This is a genomic window from Nocardia sp. NPDC049526 (genome assembly GCF_044465765.1).
In the GTDB taxonomy this organism is placed as follows: Bacteria; Actinomycetota; Actinomycetes; order Mycobacteriales; family Mycobacteriaceae; genus Nocardia.
Genome location: NZ_JBITMA010000042.1, coordinates 1 through 1076 on the forward strand (window position 1 = coordinate 1; position 1076 = coordinate 1076).

The 1076-nt window shown below is 66.3% G+C and carries 1 protein-coding gene; it reads left to right on the forward strand.

Annotation, left to right across the window (positions count from 1 at the left end; genetic code table 11):
- The first annotated feature begins 113 nt into the window (after positions 1-113).
- A complete protein-coding gene (locus ACIBW7_RS43060) occupies positions 114-1052 on the forward strand; it encodes an IS5 family transposase (RefSeq protein ID WP_397056933.1) in 939 nt (312 codons plus the stop codon).
- Positions 1053-1076 lie beyond the last annotated feature (24 nt).

Here is a 1076-nt window from a genome sequence, read left to right on the forward strand (position 1 = left end):
CTAGGGCGTGTTTCATAAGTGCTGAGGGGTGATCGCCGCTGTCACGATTGCGGCTGAAAGTCGTTGCCGGAGTGGGTGTGTCGATGCCGTGAGATGGGTGAGGTCTCCGGTAGATGGGTTCAGCGACCAAGCAGAACCTGAATACCGGAGACCTCGTGGCCAGCGTAGCGGTGGCGGGGCGAGCGGATTTGACCGATGCCCAGTGGGCGCGGTTGGAGCCGTTGCTGCCTCGTGGCAAGAAGGCGGGGCGTCCGCCGAAGTGGAGCAAACGCCAGATCATCGACGGGATTCGGTGGCGCACTCGGGTGGGTGCGCCGTGGCGGGATGTGCCGGATCGGTATGGGCCCTGGCAGACGGTGTATGGGTTGTTCCGGCGGTGGCAGCGTGCGGGGAACTGGGCGTTGCTGCTGAAGTTGTTGCAGATACTGGCCGATGCGAATGGCGGTATCTGCTGGCAGGTGAGTGTGGACTCGACCATCATGCGGGCCCATCAGCATGCCGCCGGGGCTGTCCGCGATGGCGGCGCTCAGGCCGAGCCGCCGGGTGGGGTCGAGGTCGAGCCGGCCGATCACGCGCTCGGCCGGTCTCGGGGTGGATGGTCGACGAAGCTGCACCTGGCCTGTGAACAGGGTTTGGCGCCGTTGGCGGTCCTGATCACCGGTGGTCAGGCCGGTGACAGTCCGCACTTCACCGCGGTGCTGGATGCGGTGTGGGTACCGCGGCTCGGTGGTGGGCGCCCGCGTGTGCGCCCGGACCGAGTGTTGGCGGACAAGGCCTATTCCTCCCGCGCCAACCGCGATTACCTGGCTCGACGCGGAATCCGGGCCACTATCCCGGTGCCGGGAGACCAGGTCGGTCACCGGCTCCGGCGCGGCACGCGAGGTGGTCGGCCCCATGCGTTCGATGCCGAGATCTACCGTGACCGCAACGCGGTCGAGCGTGGCATAAACCAGCTCAAGCAAAACCGCGCGCTGGCAACCAGATACGACAAACTCGCCGTCCGCTTCCTGGCTACCGTCCACATCGCCGCCATCGACCTGTGGCTACGGTGACCCGACTTTCGAAACACGACCTAG

Bases quoted from the DNA above. Each gene is read 5' to 3' on its own strand.
- ACIBW7_RS43060 (WP_397056933.1), top strand. From the start codon at position 114: ATGGGTTCAGCGACCAAGCAGAACCTGAATACCGGAGACCTCGTGGCC.